The following is an 18,940-nucleotide window of genomic DNA, read 5'->3' as shown; positions in this document are numbered from 1 at the left end:
TCCACAGGGGTGGCCGGGTCGCTTCCGCCTTGGCACAGTGGTGGACATGCGGGGGTGGTGGCAGGACCTCACCGACCTGGTGCTGCCGACCGACTGCGCGGGCTGCGGAGCACCTCGTACGGTGCTCTGTCCGCGGTGCCGGGGCGCGCTGTACGGCCGCGCGCCGCGGCGGGTGCGGCCGGTGCCGGAGCCGGCCGGGCTGCCGGTGGTGCATGCGGTGGCTCCCTACGCGTCGGAGGTGCGCACGCTGCTTCTCGCGCACAAGGAGCGGGGCGCGCTGGCCCTCGCGGGAACCCTGGGCGCGGCCCTGGCGGGAGCCGTCCGGGCGGGGCTCGGTGGGAGCGGTGCCGGTGGCCCTGCCGGCGTCGGTCCCGGTGCGGGCGCCGGCCGCGGGGCCGTGGCCGGCGCTTCCGGGCCCGTGCTGCTCGTGCCCGTGCCCTCCGCCCGGTGGGCCGTGCGGGCGCGTGGGCACGATCCGGTGCGGCGGATGGCGCTCGCGGCGGCCGGGGAGCTGCGGCGCACCGGGACGCCGGCCAGGGTGGCGGCCGTGCTGCGCCAGCGGCGGCCGGTCGCGGACCAGGCCGGGCTGGACGCGCGGCGGCGCCTGGCGAACCTCGCCGGCGCGCTGGAGGTGACGGCGGGCGGCGGTCGGCTGCTCGGCGCGGGCCAGGTGGTGCTCGTCGACGACCTGATCACGACGGGTGCCAGCCTCGCGGAGGCGGCGCGGGTTGTCCGGGAGGTGGCAGAGGAGCGAACTGGAGTGAGAACAGTCGTGTACGGGGCCGTAACTCGGGAAGGAAGGGATGAACGACGGATCGGAGCACGGTGGGACGGTACGAAGTGGGTGCATGGTGCACCGGAAAAGACGGCCGTGAACACGCTTCGGCATGCGCTCCATGCGGCCGTGATCGCCGCACCGCCGGATTCTTTCGAAATAAACAGGAACTGACCGCCGACCTGCATCGTTGCAGGTCGTGAGAGGGGTAATTCACCTGAACGGAGGTACGCGGGAGTAGAGGGTGACGACATCCGTCCGGGCGAGATATGTTCGGTTGTGAGGAAAGGCGCAGGCCACACCTCTCATATCGGAATGCCGTGCCATGGGTTTTCGGCAATCACCCGTGGCGGTGGGGTGGAGATCTCGCCCTTGGGGGAGGAGGAGGTGGAAGTCACCGAGTCCGAGGTCCGGTGCTCACCGGATCTGGTGCAAAAGGGAGATGCTCCGCCGATGGAGCGGAGCGATCCGGGAACGGAGTTCTGCGTGGACATCGTCGTCAAGGGCCGCAAGACCGAGGTGCCCGAGCGGTTCCGCAAGCACGTGGCCGAGAAGCTGAAGCTGGAGAAGATCCAGAGGCTCGATGCCAAGGTGATCAGCCTCGACGTCGAGGTGTCCAAGGAGCCCAACCCCCGACAGGCCGACCGCTGTGATCGAGTGGAGATCACGCTCCGCTCCCGCGGTCCGGTGATCCGGGCGGAAGCGGCGGCCAGCGACCCGTACGCGGCACTCGACCTGGCGGCGGAAAAGCTGGACGCCCGGCTGCGCAAGCAGCACGACAAGCGGTTCTCGCGCCGTGGCGCACGCCGGATCTCGGCGGCCGAGGTCCCCGACCACGTTCCGGGCGCGGCGACGCTGAACGGCAACGGCCTCCTCGTCGAGGAGGAGGAGACGGACGGAGTGCCGACCAAGAAGATCGGCTCGCTGGAGGTCAAGGGCGAAGGCCCCCTCATCGTCCGCGAGAAGACCCACGTCGCCTCCCCGATGACCCTCGACCAGGCTCTCTACGAGATGGAACTGGTCGGCCACGACTTCTACCTGTTCGTCGACTCCGAGACCAAGGAACCGAGTGTCGTCTACCGGCGGCACGCCTACGACTACGGCGTCATCCACCTCAGCACGGACCCGATGGTGGCCGAGGCGCAGCCCCCCGCGGCCGGAGGCACGCTCGGCGGCTGAGCCATCCGGCCCATGTCGAGCCGGTGCCCCTGGAAGCGCGTGTGCGCCCCCAGGGGCACCTGTGTGCGACCAGTTCACGCCTCGCCCGTCGCCCCGGTGTCGCCCGGGCATGAAATCATGGCCGGACCGGCCCAACCGGTGGGCCGCTGCCTTGGGTTGGCGATGGCACAGGACCACCAGGCCACAGCCTTCAGGGGGAGGAACGATGGCGGACACCTTCGGACCGATGCGGGACGAGGATGGCGACGACGGTGTCACCGGCATGGGCCCGGATGCCGGCTCCTCACGCGCCGAGCCGATCAGGGTCCTGGTCGTGGACGACCACGCCCTCTTCCGGCGCGGCCTGGAGATCGTGCTCGCGGCCGAGGAGGACATCCAGGTCGTCGGCGAGGCCGGTGACGGGGCCGAGGCCGTGGACAAGGCCGCCGACCTGCTGCCCGACATCGTGCTGATGGACGTCCGCATGCCCAAGCGCGGCGGGATCGAGGCCTGCACCTCCATCAAGGAGGTCGCCCCCAGCGCCAAGATCATCATGCTGACGATCAGCGACGAGGAGGCCGACCTCTACGACGCGATCAAGGCGGGCGCGACCGGATACCTGCTCAAGGAGATCTCCACGGACGAGGTGGCGACCGCCATTCGCGCGGTGGCCGACGGACAGTCGCAGATCAGCCCGTCCATGGCGTCCAAGCTCCTCACCGAGTTCAAGTCGATGATCCAGCGCACCGACGAGCGCCGGCTGGTGCCCGCGCCCCGGCTGACGGACCGGGAGCTGGAGGTCCTCAAGCTCGTCGCCACCGGGATGAACAACCGGGACATCGCCAAGGAACTGTTCATCTCCGAGAACACCGTGAAGAACCACGTCCGCAACATCCTGGAGAAGCTCCAGCTGCACTCCAGGATGGAAGCCGTGGTCTACGCGATGCGGGAGAAGATCCTCGAGATCCGCTGAACAGCGGTCGTACCGGCCGTGTCGGCTAGGCGAGGGTGCGGGCGAGCTCCCTTGCCAGGGGCTCGCGCAGGCCGGGCGCGTCCACCTGCTCCACGCGGACGTCCGTGCAGTTCACCCAGGTCGCGGCCTCGATCAGGGCCTGGGCGACCGCCGGGACCGCCTTCGGGCCGTCCAGGGTGACCTGTCTGGCCACCAGCGTCCTGCCCTCTCGTGCCGGGTCCACCCGCCCGACCAGCCGGCCGCCCGCGAGCACCGGCATCGCGAAGTAGCCGTGGACCCGCTTCGGCTTCGGCACGTACGCCTCCAGGCGGTGCGTGAAGCCGAAGATCCGCTCTGTGCGCGCCCGCTCCCAGATCAGCGAGTCGAACGGCGACAGCAGGGTGGTGCGGTGTCGGCCGCGCGGCGGTGCCGAAAGGGCCGCCGGATCGGCCCAGGCCGGCTTCCCCCAGCCCTCGACCTCGACCGGCACCAGACCCGAGTCGGCGATCACCGCGTCGACCTGCTCGCCCTTGAGGCGGTGGTAGTCGGCGATGTCCGCGCGCGTGCCCACGCCGAGGGACTCACCGGCCAGCCGGACCAGGCGGCGCAGGCACTCGGTGTCGTCCAGCTCGTCGTGCAGCAGCGGGTCCGGGACGGCGCGCTCGGCGAGGTCGTACACCCGCTTCCAGCCGCGGCGCTCGACGCACACCACCTCGCCGTACATCAGCGCGCGCTCCACCGCGACCTTGGTGCCCGACCAGTCCCACCAGTCGCTCGTCCTCTTGGCGCCGCCCAGCTCCGTGGAGGTCAGCGGGCCCTCCGCGCGCAGCTGCTTGATGACCTGGTCGTAGACGCCCTCGGGCAGCTTGTGGTTCCAGTGCGGGCGGTCGCGGTAGGCGCGGCGGCGGAAGGCGAAGTACGGCCACTCCTCGATGGGCAGGATGCACGCCGCGTGCGACCAGTACTCGAAGGCGTGGGCGCCCGTCCAGTAGGCGGCCTCGACCGCTTGGCGGCCGACCGCGCCGAGCCGGGCGTACGGCACGAGTTCGTGGGAACGGGCGAGGACCGAGATCGTGTCGAGCTGGACCGCGCCGAGGTGGCGCAGCACGCCGCGGACACCGGCCCGCCGGTCGGGCGCGCCGAGGAAGCCCTGGGCCCGCAGGGCGATACGGCGGGCGTCGTCCGCGGTGAGGGTGGTGGTCGGGCGCGGAAGGGTCGTCATGCCCCGGACGATAGAGGGTGCCACTGACAGCCCGCGGTGAGCTGGGCGGATGCCCGGAAGGTGGCCTGGGCAGGTCGCCGGAAACGGTGGGCGGAGGCCGGACGGCGGGCTGGGCGGACGCGCGCAGGCGGTCAGGAACGGGCGGGCAGGTACGGTGCCGTGGACGGCAGGCCCAGGTCCGAGGGGAGCAGGGAGCCGACCCAGCAGTCCCGGCGCACTCCCTTGTTGTTGATCGCTGAGCGCAGGACGCCCTCGATGGTGAACCCCGCGCGTTCGGCCACCGCGCGGGAGGCGTGGTTGCCGACCTCGGCGCGCCATTCGACCCGGTCGACGCCGATCCGGGTGAAGATCCAGCGGCAGGCGGTGAGCGTGGCCTCGGTGACGTAACCGTGGCCGCGGTGCTCCTTGGCCGCCCAGAAGCCGACCTCCGCCACGCCGAGCGAACGCATGGTCAGACCGAGCATGCCGGCGAGTTCCCCGCCGGTGAGGAACACACCGAAGGTGAACATCGAGCCCTGTGCCCAGCCGTCGGGGACCAGCTGCTCGGTGAAGCCGCTCGCGTGCTCGGGCAGATACGGCGAGGGCACCGTGGTCCAGCGCTGGATGTCGGGGTCCTGGGCGGCGTCGTGGACCGCCTGGGTGTCGTGCGGGCCGACTGTACGCAGGACCAGGCGGTCCGTGGTGAGAGTGACGGGTTCCATCGGCTGATTGTGCTCGTGGGACCGCAGCCGGGCCATCGATTTTCGCTATACGTGAGCGCGTGATCACATTTCGCGCAATTCATCGCGGCGATGCGGCACTATCCGTGTGCGCCGTGCGTTGTCCTGGATGAACAGCCGTCGGGTGGCCAGGCCTCCCGGCCCAGCCGGGTCCTCGCATACGATGGCCGTTGCTCAGTACGTCAAATGGAAACCGACCGTCCCAGGCCCGACCGGCAAGGAGACAAGCCCCCGTGTCCGTCCTCTCGAAGATCATGCGTGCAGGCGAAGGCAAGATCCTGCGCAAGCTGCACCGCATCGCGGACCAGGTCAACTCCATCGAAGAGGACTTCGTGAACCTCTCCGACGCCGAGCTGCGGGCCCTCACCGATGAGTACAAGCAGCGGTACGCCGACGGTGAGAGCCTGGACGACCTGCTCCCCGAGGCGTTCGCCACCGTGCGCGAGGCCGCCAAGCGCGTCCTCGGCCAGCGGCACTACGACGTGCAGCTGATGGGCGGCGCCGCCCTCCACCTCGGCTATGTGGCCGAGATGAAGACCGGTGAGGGCAAGACCCTCGTCGGCACCCTGCCCGCGTATCTGAACGCCCTGTCCGGCGAGGGCGTCCACATCGTCACGGTCAACGACTACCTGGCCGAGCGCGACTCCGAGATGATGGGTCGCGTCCACAAGTTCCTGGGCCTGAGCGTCGGCTGCATCCTCGCCAGCATGACCCCGGCCCAGCGCCGCGAGCAGTACAACTGCGACATCACCTACGGCACGAACAACGAGTTCGGCTTCGACTACCTGCGCGACAACATGGCGTGGTCGCAGGACGAGCTGGTGCAGCGCGGCCACAACTTCGCCATCGTCGACGAGGTCGACTCCATCCTCGTCGACGAGGCCCGTACGCCGCTGATCATCTCGGGCCCGGCCGACCAGGCCACCAAGTGGTACGGCGACTTCGCCAAGCTGGTCACCCGCCTCAAGCGCGGCGAGGCCGGCAACCCGCTCAAGGGCGTCGAGGAGACCGGCGACTACGACGTCGACGAGAAGAAGCGCACGGTCGCCATCCACGAGGCCGGCGTCACCAAGGTCGAGGACTGGCTGGGCATCGACAACCTCTACGAGTCGGTGAACACCCCGCTCGTGGGTTACCTGAACAACGCCATCAAGGCCAAGGAGCTCTTCAAGCGCGACAAGGACTACGTCGTCCTCGACGGCGAGGTCATGATCGTCGACGAGCACACCGGCCGTATCCTCGCCGGCCGCCGCTACAACGAGGGCATGCACCAGGCGATCGAGGCGAAGGAAGGGGTGGACATCAAGGACGAGAACCAGACGCTCGCCACGATCACCCTGCAGAACTTCTTCCGCCTCTACTCGAAGCTGTCCGGCATGACCGGTACGGCGATGACCGAGGCCGCCGAGTTCCACCAGATCTACAAGCTCGGCGTGGTCCCGATCCCGACCAACCGGCCGATGGTCCGCAAGGACCAGTCGGACCTGATCTACCGCACCGAGGTCGCCAAGTTCGAGGCGGTCGTCGACGACATCGCCGAGAAGCACGAGAAGGGCCAGCCGATCCTCGTCGGCACGACCTCCGTCGAGAAGTCGGAGTACCTCTCGCAGCAGCTCAGCAAGCGCGGCATCCAGCACGAGGTGCTGAACGCCAAGCACCACGAGCGCGAGGCGTCGATCGTCGCCCAGGCCGGCCGCAAGGGCGCGGTGACCGTCGCCACCAACATGGCCGGTCGTGGTACGGACATCAAGCTCGGCGGCAACCCCGACGATCTCGCCGAGGCCGAGCTGCGCCAGCGCGGCCTCGACCCCGAGGAGCACATCGAGGAGTGGGCCGCGGCCCTGCCCGCCGCCCTGGAGAAGGCCGAGCAGGCCGTCAAGGCCGAGTTCGAAGAGGTCAAGGCGCTCGGCGGCCTCTACGTCCTCGGCACCGAGCGGCACGAGTCCCGGCGCATCGACAACCAGCTGCGCGGTCGTTCCGGCCGTCAGGGCGACCCGGGCGAGTCGCGCTTCTACCTCTCCCTCGGCGACGACCTGATGCGCCTGTTCAAGGCCCAGATGGTCGAGCGCGTGATGGCCATGGCCAACGTGCCGGACGACGTGCCGATCGAGAACAAGATGGTCACGCGCGCGATCGCGTCCGCGCAGTCGCAGGTCGAGCAGCAGAACTTCGAGACCCGTAAGAACGTTCTGAAGTACGACGAGGTCCTCAACCGGCAGCGCGAGGTCATCTACGGCGAGCGCCGGCGCGTGCTGGAGGGAGAGGATCTGCAGGAGCAGATCAAGCACTTCATGGACGACACGATCGACGCGTACGTCCAGGCGGAGACCGCCGACGGCTTCCCCGAGGACTGGGACCTGGACCGGCTGTGGGGTGCCTTCAAGCAGCTCTACCCGGTGAAGGTCACCATCGAGGAGCTGGAGGAGGCCGCCGGCGACCGGGCCGGTCTGACCGCGGAGTTCATCTCCGAGTCCATCAAGGAGGACATCAACGAGCAGTACGAGGCCCGGGAGGCGCAGCTCGGCTCCGAGATCATGCGTGAGCTGGAGCGCCGGGTCGTGCTGTCGGTCCTCGACCGCAAGTGGCGTGAGCACCTCTACGAGATGGACTACCTCCAGGAGGGCATCGGCCTGCGCGCGATGGCGCAGAAGGACCCGCTGGTCGAGTACCAGCGCGAGGGCTTCGACATGTTCACCGCGATGATGGACGGCATCAAGGAGGAGTCCGTCGGCTACCTGTTCAACCTGGAGGTCCAGGTCGAGCAGCAGGTCGAGGAGGTCCCGGTCGAGGCCGCGGAGCAGGTCGGCGAGGGCGTTCCGGAGACGGTTCCGGCGCAGGCCGGGGCGCGTCCGGAGATCCGCGCGAAGGGACTGGACGTTCCGCAGCGGAGGGATCTGCACTTCTCGGCGCCGACCGTGGACGGTGAGGGCGGCATCGTGGAGCGCGACCTGGAGGACGACGAGCCGGTGCGGTCCGAGGCGGACGGGCTGACGCGGGCCGAGCGGCGGCGGCAGGCCAAGGGCGGGCGGCGCCGCAAGAAGTAGCGGTTGCCTGCGGCGCTTCAGCCGGTTGTGAAGGGCCGGGTTCCTTTGGGGGCCCGGCCCTTCTGCGTTGCTTCCGTCAAGCCGCTGGGGGTTGCGAATGGGTGCCGGCTCAGGGCCGCGGCTGGTGGCGGGGGCCGGTTTCCACCGCTGTGCAGCGCCAGCGGCGGTCCTGGCCGCGTTCCAGGCGGAAGGCCAGGGCGCGGAGCTGGTCGCCGGCGGCGATGCGGGCGAAGACCTCGAGGGCGCCCTCGCTGGGGACGTAGTAGCCGATGTCGTGGACGACGGGGCGGCCTCCGCGCGTACGCAGGGGGCTGCGTTCGGCGAGGCGGGTCAGGTCGTCGTAGGCGCGGCCGGCGGTGTGGCGGAGCATCCAGTGGACGGGCCGCTGACCGCTCAGAACGGCCAGCAGACGGTCGGCGAAGAGGTCGGTGGGGCGTACCGCAGGGAGGGCGGCCTCCGGCGCTGTAAGGGCCGTACCGGCGTTTCCGGGGGCGGTCGGCGGCAGGTCGTGCCTGCCCCTGACGGACGGCTTCCGGGGCGGGGCGCCGCCCGGGCGGCGCGTGTCGTGGCGGGTCGGCGGGCGGTGGCGCGGGTGGGGGGTGCGGTTCGTCGCCTTGGGCGCGGTGCGGCTCATGACCTTGTTCATGGGGTCCCCGTTCGGCCGGCCCGGTGATACCGGGCGGTAACTCGCTGGTGGGGATCTTGTACGGGGGCCGGGAGCGGGGAGGCAAGGACGGCGGGGCGGGCTCGCACGAGGCGGGAAGGTTCACCTATCCGAGGGATGCCGGGTGCGTCGGTTCCCGAGGTGCGGCGGGTGCACCGGGTGAATGCGCGGCCTGGAATGGACGGCTCCCAGAGCCTGGACACAGACCCGAAAGGGGACGGGCGCACGTATCCTGAAGGCCCTCCGGGAGTCGCCGCAGCCGGCCTTCCCGGGGCCTCAGCGGAGCCTTTGAGCAGGAAAGAGCGGCCAGTATGCGCGTCTACGTCCCCCTGACCCTCCCCGGTCTCGCCGAGGCGCACAAGACGGGTGAGCTGGGGACCGGCCCCTTCCTGGCCTATGCCGTCACGCCCGCGCTGCGCGAGTGGTATCTCTCCGAGGACATCGAGGAGCTGGAGTACGCGGCGCTCAGCCGGGCCGCGCTGGCCTCGCTGCGGCTGCTGGCGGCGGATCCGGGTGCGGTACGGCGCCGGGTCGTGGTCGCCGTGGACGTGGCGGACGGCGCCGTGAGTGTCGACCCCGACCGCGGGCTGGACCCGTCCGCGCTCGGCGAGGTGACCGTGACGGCGACCATGCCGCTCGCCAAGGCGGCCGCGGTGCATGTCGACGCCGATGAGGCGGAGCAGGACGTGGCCGCGGCGGCGGACGCGCTGGAGGCGGCCGACGGCGGGGACGACGACGCGCAGTTCGTCGTGGACGGCGCGGACGATCACGAGCTGCTGTGGTACGCCACGCAGGAGATCCCCAACCTCGTCGGACTCGCCTGACCCGGTCTGACCTGGGCGGATTCACCGGCCGGCCTCGTTGTCAGTGGGGGCGGGTACGGTTTTTGGCATGGGGATGCAGGGGAACGCGCACATCGTCTGGGACTGGAACGGCACGTTGTTCCACGACAATGACGCGATCATCGGGGCGACGAACGCCGCCTTCGCCGAGCTGGGGCTCGAGCCGATCACGCTGGAGCAGTACCGGTCGCTGTACTGCGTGCCGGTGCCGAAGTTCTACGAGCGGCTGATCGGCCGGCTGCCGACCGACGCCGAGTGGGAACTGATGGACGAGGTCTTCCACCGGTACTACGCCGAGCACCGGGCGCGGTGCGGTCTGACCGAGGGGGCGGCGGAGTTGCTCGCGGGGTGGCGGTCGGCGGGGCACAGCCAGTCGCTGCTGAGTATGTATGGGCACGAGGAACTGGTGCCGCTCGTGCGGGGGTTCGGGATCGAGGCGCACTTTCTGCGGGTCGACGGGCGTACGGGGCCGTCCGGGGGGAGCAAGGCCGCGCACATGGTGCGGCATCTGGAGGCGCTGAGCGGGGTTGTGGAGCCCGCGCGGACCGTGGTGATCGGGGACGCGGCGGACGACGCGGTTGCCGCGCGGGGTGCGGGGGCGCGGGCCGTGCTGTACACCGGGGGGTCGCACAGCAGGGCCAGCCTCGAGGACGTGGGGGTGCCGGTGGTGGACACGCTGGCCGAGGCGGTGGAGGAAGCGCAGCGAATAGCGGCGTAGCCGCAGGTGCCGGTTGTTTGGTGACCGGTGCTCCGGTGCCGGCGGTCTGTGCCGTGGCGAGGGCGGTTCCGTCTGGCGGCGCCGGTCGGGCGTGGGGTGTCGCCGCTGGGCGACGGTGTGTTTCGCGTGCCGACGTCCACCGCCCAGCCGTGCCGCCCCTGGCGGCACGACTGCCCGTGGCCGGCGCGGGTCCGCAGGTGCGCCGGCCCGGTGATGCCGTGGGCGGGCAGCCGTGCGGTCGGCCGTCCTCCTCAGCTCACCGGTGCCTTGGAGCGCAGTACCCGGAGGAACTCGCGCATCCAGGCCGGGTGGTCGGGCCAGGCCCGGGAGGAGACCAGGGTGCCGTCGACCACGGCTTCGGTGTCCTGGAAGCTCGCTCCGGCCGCCTGCATGTCCGGCTCCAGCGCGGGGTACGCCGTGACGCGGCGGCCGCGCAGGCTGTCGATCGCCGCGGTGAGCAGCGGGCCGTGGCAGATCTGGGCGACCGGCCGGTCGGAGTCGAAGAACGCCTTGAGGATCTTGCGGAGCTCGGGGTCGTTGCGCAGATACTCGGGAGCCCGGCCGCCGGGGATGACGAGGGCCGCGTACTCGCCGGGGTCCACGTCGGCGAAGGCCAGGTCGGCGGGCCAGGTGTAGCCGGGCTTCTCGGTGTAGGTGTCGTAGCCGGGTTCGAAGTCATGGACGACGAAGCGGAGCGTCTTGCGGGAGGGGGCCGCGATATGGACCTCGTAGCCTTCCTCGCGCAGGCGCTGGTACGGGTAGAGGACTTCCAGGGACTCCGCCGCGTCGCCGGTGACGATCAGGATCTTCGCGGGCATGTCGGCTCCTCCGGGTACTCCGGTGCTCGGTGCTCCTGCACTCCTGGGGCACTCCTGGTCGGGACGCACTGTCCCTGGGCAACGTGCCAACACCGGGCGTGCTTGCCAAGGGGGGCCGTCGCGGTTCCGGTCCTCGGCCGAGCGCCGGGGCCCCACCTGGTGGCAGGGTGCCCTGTTCTCAGAGTGCGGTCAGGGTCCCACCGGCGCGACCGGACGCCCGCCGTCACCTGGTCCGCCACCCACCCCGGTCGGCCCCGCCGCCCCCGCCGCCCCCTTCCTCACGTCAGCCCCGCCGACTCCGGAAGCCCCAAGCGCCCCGACAGGAGCCATATCCATGCCACAGCCACTTCGCCCACATCAACCTGCAAGCTCACAAACACCCCGAACCCCACCCGACCGAATACGCCACCACCCCCGGCCCCGCCCCTGTGCAGAACGTCAAACTTCACCCCTCGGTTTTGTACACATACGGCTCATGACGGGCCCCCGGTGAGGAGCGATAGCCTTGTGGCGTGATCAGCGCGATATCTCGCGGGGGCGATCCTGCTCCTGCCCTGCGCCCGGGTTGCACGGAACACCTCCGTGACCGGGCGGCGGTCGCTGGTCTTCGCGGGCGGGACGGGGCCGCAGGAGCCTCCGGGACGCCGAGGACAACCCTGGACACGGCGGCGCAGAGAGCAGCGTCACACCCGACGGGCGTGTCGAGAATGGCCGAATTCCTCCCGCTCATCTCACCTCACGGCATAGCGTCGATGCGGACCGGACACCCCGGGCCGTGGCGTCGAGCCGGAGGGAAAGAGACCGTACTTCCTTCTACGTCACGCAACGGCGCGCGACAGGAGTCAGAGGACAATGCAGACCAAGCTGGACGAAGCCAAGGCCGAGCTGCTCGAGAGGGCCGCCCGGGTAGCTGAGAACAGCCCGGTCGGGGGGCACCTACCGACCGGGACCGAGGGCGAGGGCTCCCCGGACACCCCGGACAGCGAGTCCATGCTCGCGTTCCTCCAGCGCTACTACCTGCACACCGCCCCGGAAGACCTCGCCGACCGCGACCCGGTCGACGTCTTCGGCGCCGCGGTCTCGCACTACCGTCTCGCCGAGATGCGCCCCCAGGGCACGGCGAACGTGCGGGTCCACACCCCGACCGTCGAGGAGAACGGGTGGACCTGCAGCCACTCGGTCGTGGAGGTCGTCACCGACGACATGCCCTTCCTCGTCGACTCGGTCACCAATGAGCTGACCCGGCGCGGGTGCGGCATCCATGTCGTCGTCCACCCGCAGTTCGTGGTCCGGCGCGACCTGACCGGCAAGCTGATCGAGGTCCTGCCGACCCCGCCGAGCGGTGACCTGCCGCACGACGCGCACTTCGAGTCCTGGATCCACGTCGAGATCGACCGGGAGACCGACCGCGCCGACCTGAAGCAGATCACCGCCGATCTGCTGCGCGTGCTGTCCGACGTGCGCGAGGCCGTCGAGGACTGGGAGAAGATGCGGAGCACGGCGACCCGGATCGCCGACGAGCTGCCGAGCGAGCCCGCCCCGGGCGACCTCCCCCGGCCCGAGGTCGAGGAGGCCCGCGAGCTGCTGCGCTGGCTGGCCGACGACCACTTCACCTTCCTCGGCTACCGCGAGTACCAGCTGCGCGAGGACGACACGCTCGCCGCCGTGCCCGGCACCGGTCTCGGCATACTGCGCTCGGACCCGCACCACGCCGAGGACGAGCAGCACCCGGTCAGCCCCTCCTTCGAGCGGCTGCCGGCCGACGCCCGCGCCAAGGCCCGCGAGCACAAGCTGCTCGTGCTGACCAAGGCCAACAGCCGCGCCACCGTGCACCGGCCGTCGTACCTGGACTACATCGGCGTCAAGAAGTTCGACGCGGACGGCAACGTCGTCGGTGAGCGGCGCTTCCTCGGGCTGTTCTCCTCCGCCGCCTACACCGAGTCCGTGCGCCGGGTCCCCGTGATCCGCCGCAAGGTGGACGAGGTGCTGGAGCGCGCCGGGTTCTCGCCCAACAGCCACGACGGCCGCGACCTGCTGCAGATCCTGGAGACCTACCCGCGCGACGAGCTGTTCCAGACGCCCGTCGCCGAGCTGCAGTCCATCGTCACCAGCGTCCTGTATCTGCAGGAGCGGCGGCGGCTGAGGCTCTACCTGCGGCAGGACGAGTACGGCCGCTACTACTCGGCCCTCGTCTACCTCCCGCGCGACCGCTACACCACCGGTGTCCGGCTGCGGATCATCGACATCCTCAAGGAGGAGCTCGGCGGCGTCAGCGTCGACTTCACCGCCTGGAACACCGAGTCGATCCTGTCCCGGCTGCACTTCGTCGTCCGCGTCCCGCCGGGCACCGTGCTGCCCGAGCTGTCGGACGCCGACAAGGACCGTATCGAGGCCCGCCTGGTCGAGGCCGCCCGGTCCTGGGCCGACGCGTTCGCCGAGGCGCTGACCGCAGAGTGCGGCGAGGAGCGCGCGGCCGAGGTGCTGCGCCGCTACAACCACGCCTTCCCCGAGGGCTACAAGGCCGACCACACCCCGCGCGCCGCGGTCGCCGACCTGGTCCACCTGGAGCAGCTCAGCGAGGACAAGACGTTCAGCCTGAGCCTGTACGAGCCGGTGGGTGCCGGGCCGGAGGAGCGCCGGTTCAAGATCTACCAGAAGGGCGGCACCGTCTCCCTTTCCAAGGTGCTGCCGGTGCTCAGCCGCCTCGGCGTCGAGGTCACCGACGAGCGGCCCTACGAGCTGCGCTGCGCGGACCGCACCACCGCCTGGATCTACGACTTCGGTCTGCGCATGCCCAAGGCGGTCGGCGGCGACCACCTCGCCGACGACGCGCGCGAGCGCTTCCAGGAGGCCTTCGCCGCCACCTGGACCGGCAAGGCGGAGAACGACGGCTTCAACGCCCTGGTGCTGAGCGCCGGGCTGACCTGGCGGCAGGCGATGGTGCTGCGCGCCTACGCCAAGTACCTGCGGCAGGCCGGTTCGACCTTCTCGCAGGACTACATGGAGGACACCCTCCGCAACAACGTCCACACCACGCGTCTGCTGGTCTCGCTGTTCGAGGCGCGGATGTCGCCGGACCGGCAGAAGGCCGGCCTGGAGATCACGGACGCCCTGCTGGAGGAGCTGGACGCGGCCCTGGACCAGGTGGCGAGCCTGGACGAGGACCGGATCCTCAGGTCCTTCCTCACCGTCATCAAGGCGACCCTGCGCACGAACTTCTTCCAGGAGGCGCTCGGCGGCAAGCCGCACGACTACGTCTCCATGAAGTTCGACCCGCAGGCCGTCCCGGACCTGCCGGCGCCCCGCCCGGCGTACGAGATCTGGGTGTACTCCCCGCGCGTCGAGGGCGTGCACCTGCGCTTCGGCAAGGTCGCGCGCGGCGGTCTGCGCTGGTCCGACCGGCGTGAGGACTTCCGTACCGAGATCCTGGGCCTGGTCAAGGCGCAGATGGTGAAGAACACCGTCATCGTGCCGGTCGGCGCCAAGGGCGGATTCGTCGCCAAGCAGCTGCCGGACCCGGCGGTGGACCGCGACGCCTGGCTGGCCGAGGGCATCGCCAGCTACAAGACGTTCATCTCGGCGCTGCTCGACATCACCGACAACATGGTCGCCGGCGAGGTCGTGCCGCCGCAGGACGTGGTCCGGCACGACGGCGACGACACCTACCTCGTCGTCGCCGCCGACAAGGGCACCGCGACCTTCTCGGACATCGCCAACGGGGTCGCCGAGAAGTACAACTTCTGGCTCGGCGACGCCTTCGCCTCCGGCGGCTCGGCCGGCTACGACCACAAGGGCATGGGCATCACCGCGCGCGGCGCCTGGGAGTCCGTGAAGCGGCACTTCCGTGAGCTGGGCGTGGACACGCAGTCCGAGGACTTCACGGTCGTCGGCATCGGCGACATGTCCGGCGACGTGTTCGGCAACGGCATGCTGCTGTCCGAGCACATCCGCCTGGTCGCCGCCTTCGACCACCGGCACATCTTCATCGACCCCACCCCGGACGCGGCCACCTCCTACGCCGAGCGCCGCCGCCTGTTCGAGCTGCCCCGCTCCAGCTGGGCCGACTACAACACCGAACTGCTGTCGGCGGGCGGCGGGATCTTCCCGCGCAGCGCCAAGTCGATCCCGGTCAACGCCCACATCCGCGAGGCCCTCGGCATCGAGGGCAAGGTCGCCAAGATGACCCCGGCCGACCTGATGAAGGCGATCCTGCAGTCCCCGGTGGACCTGCTGTGGAACGGCGGCATCGGCACGTACGTGAAGGCGTCGGCGGAGTCCAACGCGGACGTCGGCGACAAGGCCAACGACGCCATCCGCGTCGACGGCGCCGACCTGCGGGTCAAGGTGGTCGGCGAGGGCGGCAACCTGGGCCTGACCCAGCTCGGCCGGATCGAGTTCGCCATGCACGGCGGCAAGATCAACACCGACGCGATCGACAACAGCGCCGGCGTGGACACCTCCGACCACGAGGTGAACATCAAGATCCTGCTGAACGGCCTGGTCGCGGACGGCGACATGACCGTCAAGCAGCGCAACAAGCTGCTCGCCGAGATGACCGACGAGGTCGGCGCGCTGGTCCTGCGCAACAACTACGCGCAGAACACCGCCCTGGCCAACGCCCTGTTCCAGGCCAAGGACATGCTCCACGCCCAGCAGCGGTTCATCCGCCACCTGGTGCGCGAGGGCCACCTGGACCGGGCGCTGGAGTTCCTGCCGGCCGACCGCCAGATCCGTGAGCGTCTCGCCCAGGGCCAGGGCCTGACCGGTCCCGAGACGGCCGTCGTGCTGGCGTACACGAAGATCACGGTCGCCGAGGAGCTGCTGCACACCTCGCTGCCGGACGACCCGTACCTGCGCACCCTGCTGCACGCCTACTTCCCGACGGCGCTGCGCGAGCGGTTCGCGGACGCGATCGACAACCACCCCCTGCGCCGTGAGATCACCACGACCGTGCTGGTCAACGACACGGTCAACACGGGCGGTACGACGTATCTGCACCGTCTGCGCGAGGAGACCGGCGCCTCCCTGGAGGAGATCGTCCGCGCCCAGACCGCGGCCCGCGCGATCTTCTCCTCGGCACCGGTGTGGGACGCGGTGGAGGCCCTGGACAACAAGGTCGACGCGGCCGTCCAGACCCGGATCCGGCTGCACTCGCGCCGACTCGTCGAGCGCGGTACCCGCTGGCTGCTCAACAACCGGCCGCAGCCGCTGCAGCTCGCCGAGACGGTCGAGTTCTTCGCCGAGCGGGTCGAGCGGGTCTGGCAGGAGCTGCCGAAGCTGCTGCGCGGCGCGGACCTGGAGTGGTACCAGCACGTGTACGACGAGCTGTCCGCGGCCGGTGTCCCGGACGAACTCGCCACGCGCGTGGCCGGTTTCTCCTCCGCCTTCCCGACGCTGGACATCGTGTCGGTGGCCGACCGCACGGGCAAGGAGCCGCTCGACGTCGCCGAGATCTACTACGACCTCGCCGACCGGCTCAACATCACGCAGCTGATGGACCGCATCATCGAGCTGCCCCGTGCCGACCGCTGGCAGTCCATGGCCCGCGCCTCCATCCGCGAGGACCTGTACGCGGCGCACGCGGCCCTCACCGCGGACGTCCTCGCGGTCGGCAACGGCACCTCCACTCCCGAGCAGCGCTTCAAGGCCTGGGAGCAGAAGAACGCGCCCATCCTGAGCCGGGCGCGCACCACCCTGGAGGAGATCCGCGGTTCGGAGACCTTCGACCTCGCCAACCTGTCGGTGGCGATGCGGACGATGCGGACGCTGCTGCGCACGCACTCGTAGCCGTACGAGAGTGGTACGACAGTGAGGGCATAGCCGTACGACGGTGAGAGCGCCCCGGGCCGACGACAGAGCGGACCGGGGCGTTCCGTTTCTTGCCGACCCTTAGCCAAAAACGATCAGCGAATTTACCGTTTCCTGCTAATCGATGGCCTTCGGATAGGGTCGGCGCTGTGACTGTTCAACTCACCGAGATCACCGAGACCCGCCCGGCAGCGCCCCCCGCGCCGGCTCCGGCCCGGCGGCCCGTCAAGCGGGTCGTGCTGGAGGTCGTGAAATTCGGGATCGTCGGCGGCAGTGGGGTCCTCGTCAATTTCCTGATCTTCAACCTGCTGCTGCACGGCCTGGGTTGGCAGGCGATGACCGCGACCGTCCTGGCCAGCTGTATCGCCATGGCGACCAATTACCTGGGCTTCCGCTATTTCGCCTATCGCGACCGGTCCTCGCGCACGAGCAGTCAGATCACCCTGTTCTTCGTCTTCAGCGGCCTCGGTGTCGTGATGGAAATCGGCCTGTTCTGGGTCGGTTACCACGGTCTCGGCCTGCACAGCGTGCTCGCGTCGAATGCGGCGAAGGCCGTGTCGATCGTGCTCGCCTCCGCCTTCCGCTTCCTCGTCTACCGCACTTGGGTGTTCCAGCAGGATGCACACCGCACCGCCTGATACTGATCCGGTGAGCCGTACACCGTCCCCGCCGAGCGCCGCGCGGGCCGGCCGCGCCCTGCCGCAGGCCGCCGCCGCGCTCGTCGTCGTACTGCTGCTCCTGGTGATCGTCCGCCTGCCCTGGGCCGGCGACCTCGGCATGCACGCGGCCACGGTCCAGCGCCTCAGCCACAACCTGTTCCACCCCGGCAACCCGCTGGTCGACGCGGACACGCCGAGCCCCTACTACTCGCCGTGGATGCTGGTCCTGGGCGTGGTCGCCAAGCTGACCGGCCTGTCGGTGTTCGTGGTCCTGCGGCTGGCCGCGCTGGTCGGCCTCACCCTGCTGGTCACCGGCGTCTGGCGGTACGTCCGCACCCTGTCCCCGCACCGCGCGGCCCCCGCCCTGGCCCTGCTCAGCCTGCTCTTCCTCTGGGGCACGGTGCTGTTCAACTGGTCCGGCTTCCTGGGCCTGAACTCACTCGCGCTGACGGTGTCGTACCCCAGCGCCTTCGCGCTCGGCCTCACCTTCCACTTCTGGGCCTGGGTCACGCGGGCGACGCGGGAGGAGACCGCGTGGGGAAGGTGGCTGTGGCTCGGTGTGCTGTGGGCACTGATCCTGCTGTGCCACCAGTTCACCGGCGTGGTGGCCTCTCTGGGCGCCCTGGCGATGGTGATCGCGGCGCGACCGACCCGCCCGGTGCTGCTGCGACTGTCCGCCGCGCTCGCCCTGGGCCTGCTCCTGCTGTGGCTGTGGCCGTACTACGACTTCTTCTCCCTCTTCTCCGCCGGCGCGGACCTGGAGGCCATCCACAAGCCGCTGTACGAGGACCTGGCCGCACGGTTCGGCCTGGTGCTGCTCGGGGTGGCGGCGCTGGTGCTGCGCTTCCGCCGCGACCGCTGGGACCCGCTGGTCCTGTTCTTCGCCCTCGGCGTGCTGGTGTTCGCCGCGGGCGGGCTGTCCGGCCACTACTCCTGGGGCCGCGCCCTGCCCGCCGCGTTGATCCCCGCGCAGCTCGCGGCCGCGCTGGAGGTCGTCTCGGCCGGGCGGCGGGCCGTACGGGTGGGCTGGGCCTGTGTGCTGGGTGCCGCCCTGCTCGTCGGCGCCTGGACGCAGGCCGGGACGCTCGGTTATGTGACCGGAAGGTCGGCACTGCCTTCGGCCGTCGCGTCGAAGTACCACACGCCGTGGGTGGGGTACCGCTGGATCACGCCGTGGGTGAAGTACGGGGACGTGGTGATGGCCGGGACGACGCCGGCTCGGCAGATCCCCGCGTACGGGCCGTACACCGTGGCGCCGGGCTATCCGGATGTGTTCCTGCCGGACGCCGCGCGGCGGGAGGATGCGGTCACCCGCTACTTCGCCGCGGGGACGTCTGCTGCCGACCGGGCCGGGATTCTGCGGGAGTACCGCGTGAAGTGGGTCGTGGGCCCGAAGAGCCTGGCGGGACCGGGGCTTCGGAAGGTGACCACGGGCCCGGAGAGTCAGATCCTGTACCGAGTGGTGCCCTGAGCTGTCGCCGGACGGGGGCGTGTGCGCTTGACCGGTTCCTGCGGTCGGTGACCTTCGGGAGATCAGGTACTACGCCGTCGGGCTCGGGGT

13 protein-coding genes are annotated in these 18,940 nt (G+C 70.3%); 9 read left to right on the top strand and 4 right to left on the bottom strand.

Translation table 11 applies throughout. The features are described from left to right. Nucleotides 1–46 precede the first annotated feature (46 nt). The 3 genes from ACWDEN_RS06655 to ACWDEN_RS06645 all read left to right on the top strand — a co-directional run bounded on the left by ACWDEN_RS06655 (nt 47) and on the right by ACWDEN_RS06645 (nt 2,906). Nucleotides 47–949 (top strand): ComF family protein, encoded by a 903-nt coding sequence (locus ACWDEN_RS06655; RefSeq protein ID WP_450857628.1) that lies wholly within the window; start codon nt 47–49, stop codon nt 947–949. A 312-nt stretch (nt 950–1,261) separates the two neighbouring features. Then, nucleotides 1,262–1,954, top strand: coding sequence for a ribosome hibernation-promoting factor, HPF/YfiA family (hpf, locus tag ACWDEN_RS06650; protein ID WP_450857650.1), 693 nt, complete (start codon nt 1,262–1,264; stop codon nt 1,952–1,954). A 205-nt stretch (nt 1,955–2,159) separates the two neighbouring features. After that, the gene (locus tag ACWDEN_RS06645; protein WP_351615660.1) at nt 2,160–2,906 is read left to right on the top strand and encodes a response regulator transcription factor; all 747 of its coding nucleotides are present in this window, start codon (nt 2,160–2,162) and stop codon (nt 2,904–2,906) included. 25 nt (nt 2,907–2,931) lie between these two features. On the opposite strand, the gene ACWDEN_RS06640 is transcribed toward ACWDEN_RS06645, so the two are convergent. Continuing rightward, on the bottom strand, nt 2,932–4,107 hold the full coding sequence (locus ACWDEN_RS06640) for a winged helix-turn-helix domain-containing protein (protein WP_351615663.1): 1,176 nt from the start codon (nt 4,105–4,107) through the stop codon (nt 2,932–2,934). Between the two features lie 131 nt (nt 4,108–4,238). After that, nucleotides 4,239–4,808, bottom strand: a complete 570-nt coding sequence (locus tag ACWDEN_RS06635; RefSeq protein WP_351615666.1) for a GNAT family N-acetyltransferase — start codon at nt 4,806–4,808, stop codon at nt 4,239–4,241. Nucleotides 4,809–5,059: 251 nt separating this feature from the next. Between ACWDEN_RS06635 and secA the strand changes: the two genes are divergently transcribed. After that, the gene (gene secA, locus ACWDEN_RS06630) at nt 5,060–7,870 is read left to right on the top strand and encodes a preprotein translocase subunit SecA (protein ID WP_351615669.1); all 2,811 of its coding nucleotides are present in this window, start codon (nt 5,060–5,062) and stop codon (nt 7,868–7,870) included. Nucleotides 7,871–7,979: 109 nt separating this feature from the next. On the opposite strand, the gene ACWDEN_RS06625 is transcribed toward secA, so the two are convergent. Further along, on the bottom strand, nt 7,980–8,516 hold the full coding sequence (locus tag ACWDEN_RS06625) for an Rv3235 family protein (RefSeq protein ID WP_351615672.1): 537 nt from the start codon (nt 8,514–8,516) through the stop codon (nt 7,980–7,982). A 329-nt stretch (nt 8,517–8,845) separates the two neighbouring features. Here ACWDEN_RS06625 and ACWDEN_RS06620 point away from each other — a divergent pair, with 329 nt between their 5' ends. Next, nucleotides 8,846–9,358 carry a DUF6912 family protein gene (locus tag ACWDEN_RS06620; protein ID WP_351615675.1) on the top strand — a complete coding sequence of 171 codons (513 nt, stop codon included), beginning with the start codon at nt 8,846–8,848 and terminating at the stop codon, nt 9,356–9,358. A 67-nt stretch (nt 9,359–9,425) separates the two neighbouring features. Continuing rightward, the gene (locus tag ACWDEN_RS06615; protein WP_351615678.1) at nt 9,426–10,094 is read left to right on the top strand and encodes an HAD family hydrolase; all 669 of its coding nucleotides are present in this window, start codon (nt 9,426–9,428) and stop codon (nt 10,092–10,094) included. A gap of 251 nt (nt 10,095–10,345) precedes the next feature. Here the strand turns inward: ACWDEN_RS06615 and ACWDEN_RS06610 are convergent, their stop codons facing one another. Further along, entirely contained in the window at nt 10,346–10,912 is a 567-nt protein-coding gene (locus ACWDEN_RS06610; RefSeq protein ID WP_351615681.1) for a DJ-1/PfpI family protein, read from the bottom strand. Nucleotides 10,913–11,764: 852 nt separating this feature from the next. Here ACWDEN_RS06610 and ACWDEN_RS06605 point away from each other — a divergent pair. The 3 genes from ACWDEN_RS06605 (at nt 11,765) to ACWDEN_RS06595 (ending at nt 18,850) form a co-directional block, all read left to right on the top strand. Beyond that, nucleotides 11,765–16,699, top strand: coding sequence for an NAD-glutamate dehydrogenase (locus tag ACWDEN_RS06605; protein WP_351615683.1), 4,935 nt, complete (start codon nt 11,765–11,767; stop codon nt 16,697–16,699). Between the two features lie 257 nt (nt 16,700–16,956). Beyond that, a complete protein-coding gene (locus tag ACWDEN_RS06600) occupies nt 16,957–17,358 on the top strand; it encodes a GtrA family protein (protein ID WP_351615686.1) in 402 nt (133 codons plus the stop codon). After that, nucleotides 17,339–18,850, top strand: a complete 1,512-nt coding sequence (locus ACWDEN_RS06595; protein WP_351615689.1) for a hypothetical protein — start codon at nt 17,339–17,341, stop codon at nt 18,848–18,850. Before ACWDEN_RS06600 ends, ACWDEN_RS06595 begins: the two co-directional genes overlap by 20 nt. Nucleotides 18,851–18,940: the final 90 nt, after the last annotated feature.

Source organism: Streptomyces sp. NPDC001153, assembly GCF_053598315.1.
This window is presented reverse-complemented; position numbering and strand designations above follow the sequence as displayed.

Excerpts from the sequence above, each read along its gene's own strand:
- ACWDEN_RS06655 (WP_450857628.1), top strand. The coding sequence starts at position 47 with ATGCGGGGGTGGTGGCAGGACCTCACCGACCTGGTGCTGCCGACCGAC.
- ACWDEN_RS06645 (WP_351615660.1), top strand. The coding sequence starts at position 2,160 with ATGGCGGACACCTTCGGACCGATGCGGGACGAGGATGGCGACGACGGT.
- ACWDEN_RS06640 (WP_351615663.1), bottom strand. The coding sequence starts at position 4,107 with ATGACGACCCTTCCGCGCCCGACCACCACCCTCACCGCGGACGACGCC.
- ACWDEN_RS06635 (WP_351615666.1), bottom strand. The coding sequence starts at position 4,808 with ATGGAACCCGTCACTCTCACCACGGACCGCCTGGTCCTGCGTACAGTC.
- ACWDEN_RS06625 (WP_351615672.1), bottom strand. The coding sequence starts at position 8,516 with ATGAACAAGGTCATGAGCCGCACCGCGCCCAAGGCGACGAACCGCACC.
- ACWDEN_RS06620 (WP_351615675.1), top strand. The coding sequence starts at position 8,846 with ATGCGCGTCTACGTCCCCCTGACCCTCCCCGGTCTCGCCGAGGCGCAC.
- ACWDEN_RS06615 (WP_351615678.1), top strand. The coding sequence starts at position 9,426 with ATGGGGATGCAGGGGAACGCGCACATCGTCTGGGACTGGAACGGCACG.
- ACWDEN_RS06610 (WP_351615681.1), bottom strand. The coding sequence starts at position 10,912 with ATGCCCGCGAAGATCCTGATCGTCACCGGCGACGCGGCGGAGTCCCTG.
- ACWDEN_RS06605 (WP_351615683.1), top strand. The coding sequence starts at position 11,765 with ATGCAGACCAAGCTGGACGAAGCCAAGGCCGAGCTGCTCGAGAGGGCC.
- ACWDEN_RS06595 (WP_351615689.1), top strand. The coding sequence starts at position 17,339 with ATGCACACCGCACCGCCTGATACTGATCCGGTGAGCCGTACACCGTCC.